The following is a 19,020-nucleotide window of genomic DNA, read 5'->3' on the forward strand; positions in this document are numbered from 1 at the left end:
GGCGGCCCACTCGAGGAACGTCAGTTCAGCGAGTTCTCCTGCGGCCGTGGGAGATCAGCGCGGCGCCGACCAGGGTGAGCAGCACCCCGCCGACCGCCACCCCGTTGGCCGGGTTGACCATCCAGGCGGGCAGCAGCATCGCACCCACCCGGCGCTGCGGGGTCGCCGGGGTCGGTGTCGCCCCAGCACCGGCGGGGATGGTCGTCGGCGTGGGCTCGGGGGTCGGCGTCGGCACCTCGATCGGGGTGGGTGCCGGTGCCGGGGGCGGCGGCTGGGCCAGTGTCAACTGCAGTTCCTGCTGGGCCGGCATCAGCGCGAACTCGTAGGCCAGATCGATCCGCACCCGATAGAGCGGGAACTCCCGGCTCCAGTCACCGGCGTACCGCGGCACGGTGATCTCCAGGGTCCAGTTGCCCTGCTCGTCGGTGCTGGTGAACTCCCGGGCCCCGGTCGCCGGATCGACCACCGCCTGGATCTGGGAACGGACCGCGGGCTGGTTGTCGTCGCGGCGCAGGCTGCCGGAGATCTGCACCTTCTGCCCCGGGTTGACCGGTGCCGGATAGGGGTTGACGGTCAGCACCGTCGGTGAGGCCGTGTTCGGCAGCACGTTGAACGGGGTCCGGGTCCAGGCGCCGGCCCGGGTCTCGTCCCCCTCGAACTGGGCGTACAGGCCGTGCTCGCCGAACCCCCAGAAGTCCTCCACCCAGAACTCGAACCGCCAGGTCCCGTCGGCTCCGGTGGTGACCCGATAGGGGTAGCTCTCCACGTCCCCGTCGATGCCCAGCTTGATCGACGCGTTCGCCACCGGTTGCCCGTTCATCGTCAACCGGCCGCTGGCGACGATCCGCTCCTTGAGCCGCCAGTCCGGGCGCTCCAGCGACACCTCCAGCTCGGTCGGTGCGGGCGCCTGCGGTGCCTGCGGGGCGGGGGTGGTCAGCGGGGCGGCGTACGCCTGGGATGGGCCGGGGAGGGTGGCGATGCCGGGGGCCAGCGCCAGCACGGCCACCGCGGCCGCGAGCGCGGTGCGAGGTCGATGCATCGGTGCCTCCGGACGCCGGGGAAGGACGGCCCGTCCATGGTGCCACCGGGGGGCCGGATTCCCGGGAGGAATCACCGAGGGGGGCGGGATTCGCGGAGCAGGGCGGCGACGATCAGGCCCTGGGCGGCGGCGTAGGTCGACATGATCGCGACCTCCGAACCGGTGAAGCGCCAACCGGGGACGAAGGTGGTGACCGCGATCAGCGCATCGGAGATCCAGAACAGCAACCCGCCGGCCACGCCGAGCGGGCCACGGGCCGCGATCAGTGCGACCATCGCCAGCAGCAGCGCCGCGTAGCCGATCACCGCCGGCGTCAGCGCCCCCGCGGTGGGCAGGCAGCGCAGCACCACCCACACGCTCGGGGCCAGCGCGAGTGCCGCGGTGGCCAGCACCCGGCCCCGCCGGCCGGGGCGCATCGAACCCCGCCACAGGGTGACCACCCAGATCGCCTGGGCCACCGCGAAGCAACCGAGCAGCACCGGCAATCCGACCTCGGGGGCGACGAATCGCGGCACGGTGTCACCGACCCAGGATGCGGTGAGCGCGGCCAGCACCCCGGTACGCAGTCGCCCGGCGGGCAGGCGCACCGCGACGAGTGCCAGCATCGGCATCAGCAGCACCTGCATCGACGCGCTGAGCCAGCGTTGCCCGGTGAACAAGCCGGTCAACTGCAGGGCCGAGGTGCCGGCGTACGCCCACCAGGCCCGGTGGTGGGGCAGCGGCGGCGGGCTCAGGCGAACTCCTCCACGCCGATACGGACCGACAGCTCGTGGCTCTCACCGGGCTGCAGATGGATCGCGGCGTGGCGGACGTTGCCCGATTCGACGCAGACGAATTGCGGCCACTCGTCGAAGTCCAGGTCGCTCATCGCCGCGGCCTTGTCCGGGCCGGGATTCCAGACGATGGTGCGATTGGCGCTGGACTGGTCGAGCGTGATCCGGCGGCCCAGGACCGGGTCGGCGATCACCGCGGTGTCACCGAAGGCGTAGACCCGGTCGACCTCACCGTCGAACTGGATCGGGCCGATCTGGGTCCGCTCCTCGCCGCTCACCTGGTCGAAATAGTCCGCCCCCGACAACCCGTGCACCTCGATCCGGCGCACGTCCCCGACCCGGAAATAGGTGTGCAGGGCGAGCTCGAAGACCAGCGGTCCGCGGGTATCGGTGTTGCGGACCGAGACGTGCAGTTCCAGATCGCGGCCGAAGACCTGCCGGTAGTCGACGGTGAAGTTGTTGCGGCGCGGATCCACATGGTCCAGTTCGGGGATCAACGTCTCGTCGAAGTGCCAGTCCAGGGTGGTCACACCGCCCTGCTCCCGGGCTCCGGCCAACTGCCATTCGGAGAGCCGCGCGAACCCGTGCGCCGGGCGCTTGCGGCCGCTGCGGCCGGGTCCGAACCACGGGAAGCAGACCGGGATGCCGCCACGGATCGCCTTGCCGGGCCGGTATTCGGCGCGGGTCGAGGTGAACAGCACCGGATCGCCGGCGCCGTCGGGGCGCCAGTCGAGCACCTGGGCGCCGTGGTCGACGGCCAGGAAGTGGCCGGGGGCACCATCGGGGTTGGGGACGTCGCCGGTGCATCGGCCGAACTCGCGCGGGGTGGCTTCCTGGCGTTCGAACATGGGGCACATCCTTGCACCAACAGGAGTTCCCTGTCGGTACGCCTCAACTCAGCGTGATCGCGGCGAGCGAGGAGATCGCCAGCCCGCAGAAACCGACGGCCAGCACCGCCTCCGCGCCGAGCACCACGCGCGGTGTGACGGTCCGCCCCAGGGTCGGGCCGAGCAGCGGTACCAGCAGTGCGCGCAGCATGGTCAGGCCGAAGAACACCGCCCACGGTGCGCCCGAGCCGCCGGCCGCGGCGGCGACCACCGCGATCGCCGTGACCAGGGCGTGCCAGCCGACCGACACCAGCCGGCGGCGGGTCAGGGTGCGGTGCGGGGTGAGGGCGCGCAGGTGCAGCGCGGCACCGCAGAGGTAGGCCAGGCTGACCAGGGTCAGACCGGCACCGCCCGCGGCGAGCGCCAGGTGTGCCGGATCCGGGTGCAGCAGGGTCAGCGGGACCAGGCAGGCGGCGGCCACGCTGAGCATCCCGGTGAGCGCGCCGCGATGCCGACCCTGGGCGGAGAGCCAGAGGGCCAGTGCGGTCAGCGGCAGATAGACCCCGATCCAGCCGAGCAGCCGCCACCCGGACTCGGCCACCGCGAGGCAGCCACAGATGGCAGCCAGGGTGGCCCAGACCAGCACCGGGCGGGGTCGCCACCAGGCATGCCGCTCGATCAGTGCGACCGGTCCGCCGGCCTGCCGCTCGGCGAGCAGCGGGGCCGCGGCGCTGTAGGCGCAGCGGGCGAACACCCAGCAGAGCAGCATCGGCCACAGGTGGCTCGGCGCGTCACCCTGCTCGCTGATCGCGGCCACGGCGGCGATCAACGCGGGGGAGAGCAGCATCAGCCACGCCCCCGGATGATCGGGCAGCCAGCGCTCGGTATGTCCCCCGGGTCGCTGGCCGACCGCGACGAGCGCAGGTCGAGGCAGCGAAGTACTCACTCGGGCGAAACTACGCGGCGTTTCGGGCAGTTGACCAAGAATGGATTAAGAAACTGACCACCTGACAAGATCCTCATATTGGGTTTGTGACGGAAGTTGATCGAGTGACGATGAACTGGGGGTCGCGGGTGACGATCGTCGTCGGGCCGATGCCGCGACGCAGCGCGGGCAGATAGGGCAGGTGGGCGTTCCAGACCGCCCAGAACTCCCCGCCGGGCCGCAGCGCCCGGCCGGCGTCGGCGAACATCCGCAGGGCCGGGGTCGAGTCCTTCGCGGTACCGACATGGAACGGCGGATTGCAGACGATCAGGTCGAGCGAGTCGTCGGGTACGCCGGTCAGACCGTCGGCCAGCACGACCCGGCCGTCGAGCCCGTTGCCGGTCAGGGTGGCCCGGGTCGCGGCCACCGCGGCGCGGGAGTTGTCGATGCCGGTGACCGGCCACCCGCGGCGGGCCAGCAGCGCGGTCAGGGTGCCGTTGCCGCAACCCAGGTCGACCGCCGCAGCCGGTGGGCCGGTGAGCTGGTCCAGGGCGCCGACCAGCAGCCGGGTGCCCGGGTCCACCTTGGTGCCGCCGAAGGTCGCGCCGTGGGCGTACAGGGTGAGGCCGAGGTCGTCGTGGTGCTGGCGGCGCGGCCAGTCGATCGGACCGGGCCGCGGCCCGCCGGCGTGCAGCACCCGGGACTTCTGCCGGCCGCGGGAGGCGCGCACCTCGGCGAATCGGGTGGCCAGGGTGTCGTTCATCGACCGGGTCATGTGCTTCACCCGGCCGCCGAGCAGCAGGCGTACGCCCTCATCGGCGGCCGCCGCGATCCGCTGGGCGTACTCCGACAGGGCGCCGAGTGACTTGGGCAACCGGCCGAGCACCAGGCCTGCCCCGGTGGCGTCCAGAGCGTCGGAGTCGGATCCGGAGCCGAGCAGGTCGGCGTACGCCCGGACCCGCGGCCAGCGCTCGCGGGCCGCGGCCGCCAGCGCCGGCGAGTCCAGCACCAGGACCGGGCCGGGGTCGGTATCGCCGATGAGTTCCTGCGCCTCGTCCCAGATCAGGGAATCCACCGGATCCACGGGGTGGATGTTAGCCGCGTCATACCTGTTGGCAACTGGTCCGCAACCGGGTTGAACGTTGGTAGGTTGATCCCGTGTCCGGGCAGCCGCTGGAAATCCATGTGATCGCCGACTCCACCGGCGAGACGGCGGCACGGCTGGCGCGCGCGGCGCAGGCCCAGTTCCCGAACCACCCGTTCCGGATCGTGCGGCATCCGCGGATCGTCACCCCCGAGGGGCTGTTCCTGATCTTCGACGACATCCGCCAGCACCACGACCGGCCGGTGGCGGTGCTCTCCACCCTGGTCAACCAGGAGCTGCGCGATCTGGTCGACGACGCCTGCGCCGAACTCGGGGTGGTGCACTGCGACCTGCTCGGCCCCACCCTGCAACAGCTGGAGATCGCCACCGGGGCGGCCGCCGAGCGGGTGCCGATGCGCCCGGTCGGGGTGGAGGCGGACTACTTCAGCCGGATCGCCGCGATGGAGTACGCGGTCCGCCACGACGACGGTCAGCAGCTGGCCGGGCTCAAGGATGCCGACATCGTGCTGGTCGCGGCGTCGCGCTGCGGCAAGACGCCGCTGTCGATGTATCTCGGCTATCTGGGTTACAAGACCGGCAATGTGCCGCTGGTCGCCGGGATCGACCCGCCCGCCGAACTCTTCGAGCTGGATCGCTGGCGGATCGTCGGGCTGACCCTGGATCCGGAGCGGATGGCCTCGATCCGCACCCGCCGGGTGTCGACGATGGGCAGTCGGGGCCGGCACAAGGACGGGTACGCCGACCTGGCCAAGATCTATGACGAGTTGGACGAGATCACCGCGATCCAACGCCGGCTCGGTGCGCCGATCCTGGACACCACCAAGATCGCCCTGGAGGAGGCCGCCTCCCGGATCATCGACATCGTCGACGACCGGGCCAAGGCCAACGGTCGTTCGTTGCGAAGACCGCCGGGGGAACTGCTGATGGCGCCATGACCGAGCAGCTCGTCCCGTCAGGCGGCACCCGGATCGTGGCTTCCGGAATCCCTGCTGCACAATCAGAATCGGCCACACCCGCACGTGCTGGACAGCTAGTCGAAGGAGACCTCCGATGACCCACACCGAATACGTCTACGATCTGGCTGACGGTGACGCCAGCATGCGGAATCTGCTCGGCGGCAAGGGCGCCGGCGTGGCCGAGATGAACCGCCTCGGCGTACCCGTCCCGGACGCGTTCACCGTGACCACCACCGCCTGTGTGGAGACGATGAACCGCGGCGGTGAATGGCCGGACGGCCTGTGGGAGCAGGTGCAGGAGGGGTTGAAGCGGCTCGAGGAGCGCACCGGGCTCGGGCTCGGCGACCCGGAGAAGCCGCTGCTGTTGAGCGTACGCTCCGGCGCGGTCCAGTCGATGCCCGGCATGATGGACACCATCCTGAACCTCGGGGTGTCGGAGGAAACCGTTCCCGCATTGGCGAAAGCGGGCGGTAACGAGCGGTTCGCGTGGGACTCCTACCGACGCTTCATCCAGATGTACGGCGAGGTCGTCGAGGGCATCGAACCGCACCTGTACGAGGACGCGCTGACGAAGCTGAAGCGGGAGCGCGGCGTCGAGCAGGACACCGACCTGAGCGCGGACGATCTCAAAGAACTCGTTGCCACGTTCAAGAAACTCTCCGACGATGCCCTCGGTGGGGCCTGGTCGAACGACCCGACCGAGCAGCTGCGCAAGGCGATCGACGCCGTCTTCCGGTCCTGGCAGAACCCGCGCGCCGACGTCTACCGGCGCGCCAACAACATCCCGGCCTCGCTGGGCACCGCGGTGAACGTGATGCAGATGGTGTTCGGCAACCGCGGCGACGATTCCGCGACCGGGGTCTGCTTCACCCGCAACCCGTCCACTGGTGCGAAGGAGCTCTACGGCGAGTTCCTGGTGAATGCCCAGGGTGAGGACGTGGTCGCCGGCATCCGGACGCCGAAGCCGCTGGCGGAGATGAAGGAGGTGCTGCCCGAGGCGTACGACCAGCTCATCGACACGATGAACAAGATGGAGCAGCACTACAAGGACATGCAGGACATGGAGTTCACCGTCGAGGGCGGTCAGCTCTATCTGCTGCAGACCCGCAACGGGAAGCGGACCGCGGCCGCGACGTTGAAGATCGCCAACGACATGGTGGACGAGGGCATCATCAGCAGCGACGAGGCGTTGCAGCGGATCGAGCCCGAGCAGCTGGATCAGTTGCTGCATCCGGCGATCGACCCCGAGCACGGACAGTCGCCGATCGCCAAGGGTCTGCCGGCCTCACCGGGTGCCGCGGTCGGGACGTTGGTCTTCGACGCCGACACCGCCGCCGACAAGGGTGCGGCCGGGGAACAGGTGGTGCTGGTGCGTTTCGAGACCACCCCCGACGACATCCATGGCGTGATCCATGCCCAGGGTGTGCTCACCGCGCACGGCGGGATGACCTCCCACGCCGCCGTGGTGGCGCGCGGGATGGGCAAGCCGTGTGTGGCCGGTGCCCAGGGGATCCGGATCAACCCGGCCGAGAAGACAGTGACCGTGGACGGCAAGACCTACGGCGAATCCGACACGTTCACCCTGGACGGTTCGACCGGTGAGGTCTATGACTCGGCGCTGCCGCTGGTGCCGCCGCAGATCAACGCAGACTTCGAACACGTCGTGAACTGGGCCGATGAGAAGCGGCGCCTCGGTGTCCGCGCGAATGCCGACAATGCCGAGGATGCCGCGAAGGCCCGCGAGCTGGGCGCCGAGGGCATCGGGTTGTGCCGGACCGAGCACATGTTCATGGCGGCGGACCGGTTGCCGGCGGTACGCCGGATGATCCTGGCCGAGGACGACGAGGCGCGCGCCGCGGCGCTGGCGGAGATCCTGCCGATGCAGCAGGAGGATTTCGAGGGGATCTTCCATGCGATGGCCGGGTTGCCGGTCACGGTGCGGTTGCTGGATCCGCCGCTGCACGAGTTCCTGCCGGACCTGGTCGAGCAGTCGCTGAAGGTGCAGAAGCTGGAGCTGACACGGGGTGATGCGGCCGAGCTGGAGCGGGAGAAGGTGTTGCTGGGTTCGGTGAAGCGGCTGCACGAGCAGAACCCGATGCTCGGTACCCGTGGTTGCCGGCTCGGCATGCTCTATCCGGAGATCCCGGAGATGCAGACCCGGGCGATCGTCCGCGCGGCGCTGGCGGTGCGCGAGCAGCGCGGTGAGACCGTGGTGGTGGAGATCATGATCCCGCTGGTGGCGTACGCCGAGGAGCTGAAGCGGCAGCGCGCGATCGTCGAGGACACCGTCGCCGACGAGTTGGAGCGGGCCGGTGCCGAGCTGGAGTACACGGTCGGCACGATGATCGAGCTGCCGCGCGCGGCGATCACTGCCGATCAGATCGCGGAGTACGCGGACTTCTTCTCCTTCGGTACCAACGACCTCAGCCAGACCGGTATCGGCATCTCCCGCGATGACGCCGAGCGCGGCTTCCTCGGCCAGTACGTGCACGACGAGGTGATCCCGCGCAGCCCGTTCGAGTCGATCGACCGCGACGGCGTCGGCGAACTGGTCCGGATCGGGGTGGAGAAGGGGCGCTCGGTGAAGCCGGATCTGAAGACCGGTGTCTGCGGTGAGCACGGCGGTGATCCGGAGTCGATCGCGCTGTTGGAGGAGATCGGGCTGGACTACGTCTCCTGCTCCCCTTACCGCGTCCCGATCGCCCGCTTCGCCGCGGCGCGGGCCGTGCTCGGCAGAGACTGACACACGCTCATCGAGTAGGCCGCCATGTGTAGCGAAGCGGAGCAATGGCGGCCGTGTCGAGATGAGCGCAGCCTGTTCCCCCGTTCTCTGAGCGAGGAGCGCAGCCTGTTCCCCCGTTCCCTGAGCGAGGAGCGCAGCGGCGAGTCGAAGGGATCGGGACACCGACGTTGCACCCAGGCCTGACAGACTCGCCCCATGGCACTCTTCAAGCGGAACAAGGCCAAGCAGCAGGAACCAGCGGTGCATCCGGTGACCGCCTTCTGGAGTTGGTGGGCTGCCGAGGGTCGAGAGCTCAGCCCGCATCAGGTGTCGTCGGCGACCGATGAGCTGACCAGGTTGGTGCAGGAGATCAACCCGGAGCTCACTTGGCATTTCGGCCCCGGTGAGTCGGCACAACACCGGTTGACGGTGACTGCCGGTGGGGTCGCGGCTGCGCGCCCGAGCGCGGAGCGGTGGTATCGCGCGGCACCGCCGCCGGACGAGACGTGGGAGTTCCGGCCCAGTCAGCAACCGGATCCGCAGGCACTGACCCAGACCCTGGAGATCGCCGGTCAGCGGATGGATCTGGCCGAGACCAGCTGCCGGGTCGAACCCGACGAGCAGCGGCTGCGGGTGCACGTCGGCGTACACCATCCCGCCTTCGCGACCGCTCCGCCCGAGGTGCGGCAGCAGGTCACCTTCCTGGTGCTCGACTGGCTCGTCGGTGAGGATTCCGTCGAACGGTGGCTCGGTGAGATCGAACCGCTGACCGCTGCTCCGGAGCCGGCGCTCCCCGGGGATGCGGTGCTCGCTGCCGTCGCCGAGCTGGATCGGCGCCGTGATCCCGACGAGTGGGCGGTCGGCCAATGGACCGACGAGCAAGGTGTCCCGGGGTTGGTTTCGTTCCGGCCATGGCTGCGCTGGCTGGACGCGCCGACCCTGGATCGTCACCACGCGATCACCATGGGATATCCCGCGAGGGCCGACGGAATGCCCGCGGACGCGGATATTCTCGACGACCTGGGGTTGCTCGAGGACCGGCTCGCCGGGGTGCTGGGCGGTCGCGGAATCCTGCTGGCGTACGAGACCTCGCGCGGTGCCCGCACCTTCCACATCTACACGGACAGCGAGGACCGCAACGTCGACGCCGACCTGGCTGCCTTTGCGGGCGAGATCGGGGCGATGGGCGGGACGAGTGAGGATCCCTCGTGGCGGGACGTGCGGCACTTCACCGGGTGAGCCCGGATGCGAAGGGAGAGTGGGCGATGATCGGTGCTGGATACTCCGGGTCGGACTTCTACTGTGATGTGGCGATCCGGAATGCGCGCCAGCTGCGGACCGTCCACGACGACGAGCGCGTGCTGGCCTACCATCACACGCGCCCTTCCTGGGAGGTGCACATCGTGGTCGTACCCAAGCAGCACATCGGTTCCCTGACCACCGCCGGTGCGGCCGACGAGGATCAGTTGCGGGCCCTGTTCGCGGTCGTCCAATCGGTGGCGCGCGAGGTGGAACGGGAGCACGGCGCCGCCGCGGTGCTCACCAATCTCGGTGCCTATCAGGACTCCAAGCATCTGCACATCCACGTGCACAGCGGTGCCGTGCGCGAGCGGGCGAGCTGACGTCACCCACGTTCATCGAGTAGGTCGCTCTGCGACCGTGTCGAGATGAACCGTCAATGATCCTCGTCCCCGATGGGATACTGCCGCAGTCGATGCCGGAGATGCCGCCGCGGTCGGCGGTTCCGCTCCAATCCCTGTGGTGGCAGGAACTCCGGCAGCCGGTCCTCGGGGTTGATCCGTACCTCCCAGCGGTTGTCGTTGTGCAGTTGGGTTCTCGACGGTTCCACCAGGGCGTGGTGGTGCGGGCAGAGGAGGACGCCGTTGTCGAGGCTGGTCGGCCCGCCCCACACCCACGGTCGGATGTGGTGGGCGTCGCAGCGCCGGGCCGGCTGATCGCAGCCGGGAAAAGCACAGCCACCGTCGCGGGCGACGAGCGCGGCCCGCAACTCGCTCTCGAAGAACCGCTGCGCCTTCCCGACATCCAGCGGAACGCCGATGGAGTTGAGGACCACCGGGATGATCTCGGCATCGCAGGCCAGCAGGCGGAGTTGCTGGGCCGACATCGGGCCGGCGGGAGTGTCGATGTAGCCGATGCCACGCACCAGGGTCTCGATATCGACGGTCACGTTGACCCGTGCCCGGTCCGAACCCCGTGCCGGCGCGTGGCAGGCGTCGGCGTACGCCTGGGCGAGCTCCAGCAGCGCGTCGGCACGGCGCATCGACCGGGAGGGTCGGCCGCCGCACAGGCCGCAGGACGGGCCGGTGCAGTACGACCCGCACACCGGTGGTTCGTCGGTCTTGTTCTTGTCCACCAGTGAATCCAGCAGGGCGAAGAGCTTCTCGCCCTCGGCAATCGGCAGTCGTCCTTTGATGATGGTGGAGCCCATCCCATCGGGATACAGATGCAACTCCCGGTTCCGGCGCGCCGCGGCTTCCTGCTGCTCCAACCGCCGCTCCAACAATGCATCCGCGTGGTCGGGGTCGACCACCTCGACCAACCGGACACCCAGCACCCGCAGCTCGGACGGACCGAACTGCTGGGCCTGATCCACCATCGTCTGCTGCGCCGCGACCTCCTGGGAGGCCGGCAACTCCGGCGGGAGGTGTTTCAGCGCGGTGAGGATCGCGGTCGTCTGCCGTGGGAACACCCTGGCCTGCGCGAGCCCTTCCCACACCAGTGGTGCGTTGACGATCCGGATCGCTTCCCGCAGCACCCCGGACGCCTCCGGTCCGGAGTAGGCGTGGCGTTCCCGCATCCAGGTGGTGGTGCACACCCCATGCACGTGTTTCGACGCATCAGCCTGGTCGATGCCGGCCAGGGTGCGGGTGGTGTGGGCGTGCAGGCGGGCGGTGATCTGCTCGTTGAGCTCGCCCAGGTGGAGGCGTTGTTCGTCGGTGAGGAGCCGGTCGTCCATCGCGAGGAGTTGGCGCAGCAGATCATCGACCGCGGTCGCGGTCTCGATCATGGCTGCTGCGGTGCTGTCCATACGATCGATCCAACACGAGGGGTCTGACAGTGCTGGCCCGGATTCCCCGTCCTGCAAAGGAATCTGGAAATCTGTGGATAACTTTTCTGGGGTTCATCTCGACACGCGCGGTATTGCTCCGCTCCGCTCCGCATACCGCGCTACTCGATGAACGTGAGGAAGCCTCGCTGCGCGACCTATTCGATGAACGTGGGGTGCGCTGTCGCCGCGGATGAGCCGGACACATTCTGGTAACCCTCTACCGCCAGATTGGTATTCGGTATACCGTCTCCCGTCATGGGAGTGCATCGGCACGACAGATCCAGCGCAGCCCGCCCGCGCCAGCGGCCGAGGCTGGTGCTGCCCGCCCTGCTGGGGCTGCTCGGACTGCTGCTGGCCGGCTGTGCGCCGTTGGGCCCGACCGGGGCGAAGCTGGAGGGTGACCGGCTCACCGATCTGCGGCCGGTACGCCCCGGTGGCACCCTGCAGATCGCGCTGGCCAGCGACCCCGATCGGCTCGACCCCACCCGCTCCTCGACGTTGGTGGCCCGGCAGGTGTTCGCCTCGATGTGCGAGAAGCTCTACGACCTCGACCAGAATCTGCAGATCGTGCCCCAGCTCGCGGCCGCCCCCGCGAGCATCAGCGCGGACCAGAAGACGGTGACGATCCCGATCCGGCAGGGTCTGAAGTTCGCCGACGGCACCCTGATGGACGCCGCCGCGGTGAAGACCAGCCTGGACCGGCACCTCACTCTCAAGACCTCCGGCCGACGCAGCGAACTCGCCAACGTCGCCTCGATCAACGCACCCGACCCGGGCACGGTGGTGCTGAAACTCAAACAACCGGACGCCTCCCTGCTCTCGGTGCTCGCCGATCGCGCGGGCATGGTGATGTCACCCAAGGCGCTCACCGAACTGGGTGACGAGTTCTCCCAGCGGCCGGTCTGCATCGGAGCATTCCGTTTCAGTGAACGGATCCCCGGTGACCGCATCGTGCTGGACAAGGATCCCAACTACTATGCCGCGGACCAGGTCGGGCTGCAGCAGGTGGTCTATCGGATCATCACCGACGGCAGCGTCCGGTTGTCGAACCTGCGCTCCCGCGACGTCCAGGTCGGCGACCAGATGGATCCGGTCAGTGTCGGATCGATGGCCGGTGACAACGCCCTGCAACTCTTCAGCTCCGGCTCGCTCGGCTACCAGGGCATCTACTTCAACCTCAACAATGCCAATGGGATAGGCAATCCCCCGGGTCCGGTGAACAGCGCGATGGCAGGTGACAAACGGCTCCGCCAGGCGTTCAGCCTCGCCATCGACCGCAATCTGCTGAACACCATCGTCTTCCAGGGCCTCTACCAACCGGCCTGTACGCCGATCGCACCCGGTACCGAATACGCCGACCCGGCCCAGTCCGCGTGCGCGCCACGCGACCTGCAACGCGCCAGGCAACTGATCGCCGAAACCGGCGTACCCACACCGATTCCGCTCGAACTGACGATCCCGAACACCCCCGAGTCGAGCCGGATCGGCCAGGTCATCCAGGCGATGACCGCGGAGGCCGGCTTCGAGGTGAAGCTGCGGCCGATGGAGTTCGCGAGCTCGCTGTCCACCTCCCAGGACGGCCAGTTCCAGGCCCTGGCGGCCGGCTGGTCCGGCCGGATCGACCCGGACGGCAACATCACCCGCTTCGTGAAGACCGGTGCCGCCAACAACTACTCCGGTTATGGCAACCCGCAGGTCGACGACCTGATCAAGAAAGGTGTCGCCACCAACGACACCGCCGCCCGGCGCGACATCTACAAGCAGCTGATCGACGTGGTCGCCGAGGACGCACCGCTGATCTATCTCTATCGCCAATCGAATCTGGTCGTCGCCACCCAGCAGATCAGCGGCATCCGCGTCTATCGCGACGGCATCATCCGGATCACCGAAGCGGGGTACACCTCATGACGCGCTACCTGCTCAACCGGCTGGGTCAGGCGCTGGTCACGATGCTGCTGGTCAGCTTCGTGGTGTTCGCCGGAATCCGTGCCATTCCAGGAGATCCGGCACTGGTGATGGCCGGCGAGGACCGCAGCCCGGAGGCCATCCAGGCGGTACGCGACCAGTACGGTCTGGACAAGCCGGTGATCCTGCAATACCTGATCTGGATCTCCCGGGCGATCCGGTTGGATTTCGGCAACTCCGCGCGGACCGGCGTACCGGTCCTGGACCAGATCGTCAGCGCCCTGCCGGTCACCATCGAACTCGCCCTGCTGTCGATGCTCTTCGCCACCGTGCTCGGCATCGCCACCGGCACCCTGGCCGCGGTGAGGCGCGGCCGGCCCGCCGAGTGGTTCGCCAATGGACTCGCCCTGCTCGGCCTGTCGGTCCCCAACTTCTGGTTCGGCATCCTGCTGATCCTGGCCTTCGCGGTGGCGATCCCGCTGCTGCCCGCCTCCGGTTTCGTGCCATTCGGCGTGTCCCCGTTGGAGAATCTGCAGCGGATGATCCTGCCCGCAATCGTGCTCGGCTCCGGGCTGTCGGCGGTCGTGATGCGCCAGACCCGTTCCGGACTGCTCGACTCGCTGTCCGCCGACTATGTGCGTACCGCCCGCGCCAAGGGCCTGCTGGGCCGCGAAGTGCTGGTCTCGCACGCCCTGCGGAACAGCCTGATCACCGTGGTCACGGTGCTCGGTCTGCAACTCGGCAACCTGATCGCCGGCGCCGTCGTCACCGAGCAGGTGTTCACCCTCCCCGGTTTCGGGAAACTCACCCTGGACGGGGTCTTCCAGCGTGACTACCCGGTGATCCAGGCCGTGGTGCTGCTGACCTCCTTCGCCTACATCCTGATCAACCTGCTGGTCGACCTGACCTACTCGGTCCTCGACCCGCGGATCCGACTCGCCGGAGGCAGCCGATGAGCAGCGCAGCAGTGGGCACCGCGGTCACCGCGGCCGCGCCGAAACCCCAGTCCCGCAGCCAGATCCTGCTGCGCCGGCTGGTCCGCAACAAGCTGGCCCTGGCCGGTGGGGTGATCGCGCTGCTGATGATCCTGGCCGCGATCCTGGCACCGCTGCTCACCCCCTACGACTATGCCCGGCCGGACTTCAACAGCGCCCTCCAGCAGCCGAGCCCGGCGCACTGGTTCGGCACCGACGACCTGGGCCGCGATCAGCTGTCCCGGATCCTCTTCGGGCTGCGCGCCTCGCTGCAGGTCGGGCTGCTGGCGGTGCTGATCGCCGGGCTGGTCGGCATCCCGCTGGGCATGCTCGCCGGCTACTTCGGCGGCTGGCTCGACACCGTGGTCTCCCGGCTCACCGATGTGCTGCTCGCCTTCCCGTTCCTGATCCTGGCGGTCGGCCTGGCCGCCATCCTCGGCCCCTCGCTGACGAACGCCACGATCGCGGTCGCGATCGCCCAGATCCCCGCCCTGGTTCGGGTTTCACGGGCCGAGGCGCTGCGGTTGCGGGACAGCGACTATGTCGCCGCGGCGATCGCCAACGGGGGTACGCCGCTGCGGGCACTGGTGCAGCACGTGCTGCCCAACTCCGCCTCCGCGCTGATCGTCCAGCTCACCGTCGCCATCCCGGCGGCCATCCTGTCCGAGGCCGTGCTCAGCTATCTCGGTCTCGGTGTGCAACCGCCGACCCCGTCGCTGGGTGTGATGCTGTCGGCGGCCCAGTCCTTCCTGTTCCCCGCGCCCTGGCTGGCGGTCTTTCCGGGCCTGTTCATCGTGCTCGCCACCTTGGCGTTCAACCTGTTCGGTGACGGCGCCCGGGACGCCTTCGACCCCCGAGGAGACCGGTCATGACCGAAACAGTCCCCACCGACGCCGTGCCCACCGAACCCGTGCTCGCCGTCGAGGACCTGGACGTCCGCTTCGCCTCCGCGGAACGGCGGATCCACGCGGTCGACGGGGTGTCCTTCGCCGTCCGGCCCGGTGAGGTGCTCGCGATCGTCGGCGAGTCCGGGTGCGGCAAGTCGGTCACCGCGATGTCGATGCTCGGCCTGCAACCGCGGACCGCCCGCGTCGGTGGCTCGGCGTTGCTGCAGGGCACCCAGCTCGTCGGCGCCACCGAACAGCAGCTGCAACCGCTGCGGGGCAAGCAGATCGCGATGATCTTCCAGGAACCGATGACCTCGCTGAACCCGGTGCTCACCATCGGCCGGCAGATCGTCGAGGTGCTCCGCCGGCACCTGGGCATGGACCGCCAGCAGGCCCGCCGCCGGGCGATCGAATTGCTCACCCTGGTGGGCATTCCGGCCGCCGAGCAGCGGATCGACTCCTATCCCCACCAGCTCTCCGGCGGCATGCGGCAGCGGGTGATGATCGCGATCGCGGTGGCCTGCGATCCGGCGGTGCTGATCGCCGACGAGCCGACCACCGCCCTCGACGTCACCATCCAGGCCGGCATCCTCGATGTGCTGAAGGAACTGCGGGAACGCCTCGGCACCGCGATCGTGCTGATCACCCACGACCTCGGGGTGGTGGCCGATGTCGCCGACCGGGTGGTGGTGATGTACGCCGGCCGGGTCGTGGAGAGCGGCACCGTCACCGAGATCTTCGACGATCCGCAGCACCCCTACACCCGCGGCCTGCTCGGGGCCGTGCTGCGCCCCGGGGGCCGGGGCAGGCGGCTCGCCGAGATCCCCGGACTGGTTCCCAATCTGACCGAACAACCGGAGGCCTGCACCTTCGCCGACCGCTGCGCGAACGCCGACGACGAGTGCCGCAGCACCCGGCCACCGCTGACCGATCGCGGCGCGGGTCACGCCGTCGCCTGCTTCCATCCGGGGATCGCCCGGGTGCGGGCACCCGAGGAGGTGCCGGTATGAGCCGGATCCTCGAACTCACCGACGTCACCCGGCACTTCGGTCCCGTCCGGGCCGCCGACGGGGTGACCCTGCACATCGACGAGGGCGAGATCCTCGGCCTGGTCGGCGAATCCGGCTCCGGCAAGTCGACCATCGGCCGACTGGCGGTCCGCCTCGACGAGCCGACCTCGGGAACGATCACCTTCAAGGGCACCGACATCACCGCACTGTCCGCGCGCCGGTTGCGGCCGCTGCGCCGCGATTTCAACCTGGTCTTCCAGGACCCCTCGTCGTCGCTCGACCCGCGGATGACCAACGGGGAGATCATCGCCGAACCGCTGCAGCACCACCGGATCGGCGACGCAGCCGGGCGCCGGCAGCGGGTCGGTGAGCTGATCGCCCGGGTCGGACTGCGCCCCGAGGTCGCCGAGCTCTATCCGCACCAGCTCTCCGGTGGCATGCGGCAGCGGATCTCGCTGGCCCGGGCGCTGGCCACCGACCCGGCCCTGGTGGTCGCCGACGAGCCGACCTCCGCACTCGACGTGTCGGTGCAGGCGGCGGTGCTCAACCTGCTCACCGACCTGCAGCGCGAGCTCGGCTTCGCCAGCCTGTTCATCACCCACGACCTGTCCGCGGTGGAGTTCCTGGCCAACCGGGTCGCGGTGATGTATCTCGGCACCATCGTCGAGACCGGGCCGACGGCCGCGCTGATGGCCGATCCGCTGCACCCCTACACCCAGGCACTGCTCTCCGCCGCCCCGGTGCCCGATCCGGACGAGCAACGGGCCCGGCAGCGGATCGTGGTCTCCGGAGACCTGCCCAGCCCCGCCGATCCGCCGCCCGGGTGCCGCTTCCACACCCGCTGCCCGATCGCGGTGGACCGGTGCCGCACCGAGGTGCCGCTGCTGCGTAGCGTGGGGGAGCGTCAGGTGGCCTGCCACCTGGTGAGCGACGACGGTGTCGCACCGCGGTTGATCGCCCCCGAACGAACCACAGCCAGCAAGGAGCGCCGATGAGCTTCACCACCCGCCCCACCCTGACCGGCACCTTCGGCATGGTCGCCAGCACCCACTGGCTGGCGACCGCCTGCGGACAGTCGGTGCTGGAACGCGGCGGCAACGCCTTCGACGCGGCGGTGGCGACCGGGTTCGCCCTGCACGTGGTGGAACCCCATCTCAACGGCCCCGGCGGGGACGCCCCGATCCTGGTCAGCGTGGCCGGCGAGACACCGCGCATGCTGTGTGGACAGGGCCCGGCACCGGCCGCCGCCTCGGTCGCCTCCTACACCGCGCTCGGGTTGGACCTGGTACCCGGCACCGGCCCGTTGGCCGCCGCCGTGCCCGGTGCGGTGGACGCCTGGCTGCTGCTGCTCGCCGAGCACGGGACCTGGCCGCTGCGGGAGGTGCTGAGCTACGCCATCGACCTGGCCGCCGGCGGGCACGACCCGGTACCGCGGATCGGCGGCACGGTGGAGACCGTGCGCGACCTGTTCACCGACCACTGGCCGACCTCGGCCGAGGTCTATCTTGCCGGCGGCCGGTCGCCGCAGCCGGGAACCCTGTTCCGCAACGAAAAGCTGGCCGAGACCTGGCGTCGGCTGATCGATGAGGCCGAGGCCGCCGGCAGCGATCGGGAGGCCCAGATCGAGGCCGCCCGGCGCACCTGGCGGGAAGGATTCATCGCCGAGGCGATGCTGCGCACCAGCGAGCAGGCCGTGCTCGACTCCTCCGGGGAGAAGCATGCCGGCATGCTCACCGGGGACGACCTGGCCAGCTTCCGGGCGACCTGGGAGGAACCGGTCAGCGGCACCTGGGGTCCGTGGACGGTGCACAAGGGTGCGGCCTGGTCCCAGGGACCGGTGCTGCTGCAGCAGCTCGGCCTGCTCGCCGACATCGACCCGGGATCCCTTGCCCCACAGGGATTCGACGCATCGGTGGTGCACCGGATCGTCGAGGGCGCGAAGCTCGCCTTCGCCGACCGCGACGCCTGGTACGGCGACGCCGCACCGGTCCCGCTGACCACCCTGCTGTCGCCGACGTACGCCGACCAGCGGCGTGCCCTGCTCGGCGAGCAGGCCTCGCTGGACTGGCGCCCGGGCAGCCCCGATGGGCGTACCCCCCGGCTCGCCGACCACATCGAACGCCTGCTCCGCGGAGAATCGGTGGCCGCGGCCGGTGCGGGAGCGGGGGAGCCGACGGTGCAGGACGGCTCCACCCGGCCCAACGGTGAGACCCGCGGCGACACCTGCCACCTGGACGTGGTGGACCGCTGGGGCAACATGGTCGCCGCCACCCCGAGCGGTGGCTGGCTGCAGTCCAATCCGGTGATCGGTGAACTCGGCTTCCCGCTCGGCAGCCGGCTGCAGATGACCTGGCTGACCGAGGGCCTGCCCAACTCGCTGACCGGCGGCCGACGCCCGCGGACCACCCTGACGCCGAGCATGGCCTCGATCGGCGGCCGGGTGGTGCTCGCCTTCGGCACCCCCGGTGGCGACCAGCAGGACCAGTGGTCGACCCACCTGTTCCTGCGGATCGCCGACGAGTACGCCCGCAGCGGACGCCTCGATCTGCAGGCCGCGATCGATGCCACCAACTGGCACACCGATGCGGTGATCGGCTCGTTCTGGCCGCGTGGTTATCAGCCCGGATCCCTCACCGTGGAAGGAAATGCCGGCCCCGACCTGATCGAGGGGCTGCGGGAGCGCGGCCACCGGGTCACCGTCGGTGCGCCGTGGACGGAGGGCCGGCTGTCGGCGATCGCCCGGCACCCCGAGACCGGGATCTTCGCCGCGGCCGCCAACCCACGGGGTATGCAGGGCTATGCGGCCGGTCGCTGAGCGTCCGGAGCG

General features: G+C 69.7%; 16 protein-coding genes. 10 read left to right on the plus strand and 6 right to left on the minus strand.

Going from position 1 to position 19,020, the window contains the following annotated elements; genetic code table 11:
• Positions 1 to 25: 25 nt before the first annotated feature.
• The 5 genes from C8D81_RS12830 to C8D81_RS12850 form a co-directional block, all read right to left on the minus strand.
• On the minus strand, positions 26 to 1,039 hold the full coding sequence (locus C8D81_RS12830) for a transthyretin-like family protein (RefSeq protein WP_094430710.1): 1,014 nt from the start codon (positions 1,037 to 1,039) through the stop codon (positions 26 to 28).
• Positions 1,040 to 1,110: 71 nt separating this feature from the next.
• Entirely contained in the window at positions 1,111 to 1,707 is a 597-nt protein-coding gene (locus tag C8D81_RS12835) for a lysoplasmalogenase family protein (protein ID WP_094356672.1), read from the minus strand.
• A gap of 62 nt (positions 1,708 to 1,769) precedes the next feature.
• Positions 1,770 to 2,660: a D-hexose-6-phosphate mutarotase gene (locus C8D81_RS12840; RefSeq protein ID WP_166646802.1), complete on the minus strand. Its 891-nt coding sequence runs from the start codon at positions 2,658 to 2,660 to the stop codon at positions 1,770 to 1,772.
• Between the two features lie 43 nt (positions 2,661 to 2,703).
• Positions 2,704 to 3,585, minus strand: coding sequence for a YwiC-like family protein (locus C8D81_RS12845; RefSeq protein WP_133626172.1), 882 nt, complete (start codon positions 3,583 to 3,585; stop codon positions 2,704 to 2,706).
• A 73-nt stretch (positions 3,586 to 3,658) separates the two neighbouring features.
• On the minus strand, positions 3,659 to 4,648 hold the full coding sequence (locus C8D81_RS12850; protein ID WP_133626173.1) for a class I SAM-dependent methyltransferase: 990 nt from the start codon (positions 4,646 to 4,648) through the stop codon (positions 3,659 to 3,661).
• Between the two features lie 74 nt (positions 4,649 to 4,722).
• On the opposite strand from C8D81_RS12850, the gene C8D81_RS12855 reads away from it, so the two are divergent.
• The 4 genes from C8D81_RS12855 to C8D81_RS12870 all read left to right on the plus strand — a co-directional run bounded on the left by C8D81_RS12855 (position 4,723) and on the right by C8D81_RS12870 (position 9,969).
• The gene (locus C8D81_RS12855) at positions 4,723 to 5,604 is read left to right on the plus strand and encodes a pyruvate, water dikinase regulatory protein (RefSeq protein WP_133626174.1); all 882 of its coding nucleotides are present in this window, start codon (positions 4,723 to 4,725) and stop codon (positions 5,602 to 5,604) included.
• A 115-nt stretch (positions 5,605 to 5,719) separates the two neighbouring features.
• Positions 5,720 to 8,368: a pyruvate, phosphate dikinase gene (ppdK, locus tag C8D81_RS12860; protein WP_133626175.1), complete on the plus strand. Its 2,649-nt coding sequence runs from the start codon at positions 5,720 to 5,722 to the stop codon at positions 8,366 to 8,368.
• A 195-nt stretch (positions 8,369 to 8,563) separates the two neighbouring features.
• Entirely contained in the window at positions 8,564 to 9,586 is a 1,023-nt protein-coding gene (locus C8D81_RS12865; RefSeq protein WP_133626176.1) for a hypothetical protein, read from the plus strand.
• A 26-nt stretch (positions 9,587 to 9,612) separates the two neighbouring features.
• The gene (locus C8D81_RS12870; protein WP_094430801.1) at positions 9,613 to 9,969 is read left to right on the plus strand and encodes an HIT domain-containing protein; all 357 of its coding nucleotides are present in this window, start codon (positions 9,613 to 9,615) and stop codon (positions 9,967 to 9,969) included.
• A gap of 53 nt (positions 9,970 to 10,022) precedes the next feature.
• Here C8D81_RS12870 and C8D81_RS12875 read toward each other — a convergent pair whose 3' ends face one another.
• Entirely contained in the window at positions 10,023 to 11,396 is a 1,374-nt protein-coding gene (locus C8D81_RS12875) for an HNH endonuclease signature motif containing protein (RefSeq protein WP_133626177.1), read from the minus strand.
• Between the two features lie 276 nt (positions 11,397 to 11,672).
• Here C8D81_RS12875 and C8D81_RS12880 point away from each other — a divergent pair, with 276 nt between their 5' ends.
• Genes C8D81_RS12880 through C8D81_RS12905 form a run of 6 tightly spaced genes read left to right on the plus strand, consistent with a single transcriptional unit; the run spans position 11,673 to position 19,008 of the window.
• Positions 11,673 to 13,325, plus strand: a complete 1,653-nt coding sequence (locus C8D81_RS12880; RefSeq protein WP_094430693.1) for an ABC transporter substrate-binding protein — start codon at positions 11,673 to 11,675, stop codon at positions 13,323 to 13,325.
• On the plus strand, positions 13,322 to 14,278 hold the full coding sequence (locus tag C8D81_RS12885; RefSeq protein ID WP_094430691.1) for an ABC transporter permease: 957 nt from the start codon (positions 13,322 to 13,324) through the stop codon (positions 14,276 to 14,278). The genes C8D81_RS12880 and C8D81_RS12885 overlap by 4 nt, the downstream gene beginning before the upstream one ends.
• Positions 14,275 to 15,168 (plus strand): ABC transporter permease, encoded by an 894-nt coding sequence (locus tag C8D81_RS12890; RefSeq protein ID WP_094430690.1) that lies wholly within the window; start codon positions 14,275 to 14,277, stop codon positions 15,166 to 15,168. Before C8D81_RS12885 ends, C8D81_RS12890 begins: the two co-directional genes overlap by 4 nt.
• The gene (locus C8D81_RS12895) at positions 15,165 to 16,193 is read left to right on the plus strand and encodes an ABC transporter ATP-binding protein (RefSeq protein WP_094404459.1); all 1,029 of its coding nucleotides are present in this window, start codon (positions 15,165 to 15,167) and stop codon (positions 16,191 to 16,193) included. The genes C8D81_RS12890 and C8D81_RS12895 overlap by 4 nt, the downstream gene beginning before the upstream one ends.
• Positions 16,190 to 17,188 (plus strand): ABC transporter ATP-binding protein, encoded by a 999-nt coding sequence (locus C8D81_RS12900; protein WP_094430688.1) that lies wholly within the window; start codon positions 16,190 to 16,192, stop codon positions 17,186 to 17,188. The genes C8D81_RS12895 and C8D81_RS12900 overlap by 4 nt, the downstream gene beginning before the upstream one ends.
• A complete protein-coding gene (locus tag C8D81_RS12905) occupies positions 17,185 to 19,008 on the plus strand; it encodes a gamma-glutamyltransferase family protein (protein WP_094430686.1) in 1,824 nt (607 codons plus the stop codon). The genes C8D81_RS12900 and C8D81_RS12905 overlap by 4 nt, the downstream gene beginning before the upstream one ends.
• The last annotated feature ends 12 nt before the right edge of the window (positions 19,009 to 19,020 follow it).

Source organism: Enemella evansiae (assembly GCF_004362375.1).
GTDB classification, from domain to species: domain Bacteria; phylum Actinomycetota; class Actinomycetes; order Propionibacteriales; family Propionibacteriaceae; genus Enemella; species Enemella evansiae.

Coding starts and splice junctions, on each gene's coding strand:
- C8D81_RS12865 (WP_133626176.1), top strand. CDS start 8,564: ATGGCACTCTTCAAGCGGAACAAGGCCAAGCAGCAGGAACCAGCGGTG.
- C8D81_RS12875 (WP_133626177.1), bottom strand. CDS start 11,396: ATGGACAGCACCGCAGCAGCCATGATCGAGACCGCGACCGCGGTCGAT.
- C8D81_RS12890 (WP_094430690.1), top strand. CDS start 14,275: ATGAGCAGCGCAGCAGTGGGCACCGCGGTCACCGCGGCCGCGCCGAAA.
- C8D81_RS12840 (WP_166646802.1), bottom strand. CDS start 2,660: ATGTTCGAACGCCAGGAAGCCACCCCGCGCGAGTTCGGCCGATGCACC.
- C8D81_RS12870 (WP_094430801.1), top strand. CDS start 9,613: ATGATCGGTGCTGGATACTCCGGGTCGGACTTCTACTGTGATGTGGCG.
- C8D81_RS12895 (WP_094404459.1), top strand. CDS start 15,165: ATGACCGAAACAGTCCCCACCGACGCCGTGCCCACCGAACCCGTGCTC.
- ppdK (WP_133626175.1), top strand. CDS start 5,720: ATGACCCACACCGAATACGTCTACGATCTGGCTGACGGTGACGCCAGC.
- C8D81_RS12905 (WP_094430686.1), top strand. CDS start 17,185: ATGAGCTTCACCACCCGCCCCACCCTGACCGGCACCTTCGGCATGGTC.
- C8D81_RS12880 (WP_094430693.1), top strand. CDS start 11,673: ATGGGAGTGCATCGGCACGACAGATCCAGCGCAGCCCGCCCGCGCCAG.
- C8D81_RS12900 (WP_094430688.1), top strand. CDS start 16,190: ATGAGCCGGATCCTCGAACTCACCGACGTCACCCGGCACTTCGGTCCC.
- C8D81_RS12830 (WP_094430710.1), bottom strand. CDS start 1,039: ATGCATCGACCTCGCACCGCGCTCGCGGCCGCGGTGGCCGTGCTGGCG.
- C8D81_RS12885 (WP_094430691.1), top strand. CDS start 13,322: ATGACGCGCTACCTGCTCAACCGGCTGGGTCAGGCGCTGGTCACGATG.